General features: G+C 35.5%; 1 protein-coding gene. It reads right to left on the bottom strand.

The features are described 5' to 3' along the window. On the bottom strand, positions 1-609 hold a 609-nt coding region (locus AB4583_RS21380; RefSeq protein WP_372119286.1), incomplete at its 3' end, for a hypothetical protein. Between the last annotated feature and the right edge of the window lie 42 nt (positions 610-651).

Genomic DNA, 651 nt, shown 5'->3' with positions numbered 1-651 from the left:
TACCTTGAAAAACACCGCTTCACTCAAAGCTTTTATTCGATAAACATACTGCAACGATGAAGTCTTGCTCAATACTAATGGATTAACGGAAAAGCTACCCTCGTACTTGAGCCCAGTTACGTCACCAGAAAAATCTACGACATTTGTATAGGTATCGCTCAAGTTAATCGTTTTCTCGTCAAGCTTAAAACCATCTTTGTCCAAGAACTGAAGCTTTATATAGTCATATTTATTCTTTTCTAACGCTGGCTTAACCCAATTAAAATCCACTCGATTTCTTATAACTTTTCCGGTTGAGTCTTTTGTTTGAGTTTCGTACCCTTCTAGATCGAGGATATAATATATTTTATTCTCAACTTGTTTTGTTGACGCTTTAAACTGTAACTTTTCTGAAAAGCTACCGCTTACCTTAAGCATTTTTCCTTCTGGCATCTTATACGTAGGTAACTCAATAACTTTACCGTCAGAGACTAGAGACAATTTACCCGTTTCTTGATTGATGAGATAAGTTCTGTTTGAAACTTCTTTTACATCATAAATATTATTCTTACTGTCTGGTTGACAGCCAGCCAAAGCTAAAGCAACACCTAGCCAAACTAACTTTTTCATATGTACTCCAATTAATAGTTATAACGAATGACATGGATTCCC

It is taken from the genome of Vibrio sp. 10N.222.49.C12, from assembly GCF_041475025.1.
Lineage (GTDB): Bacteria > Pseudomonadota > Gammaproteobacteria > Enterobacterales > Vibrionaceae > Vibrio > Vibrio crassostreae_C.
This window is presented reverse-complemented; position numbering and strand designations above follow the sequence as displayed.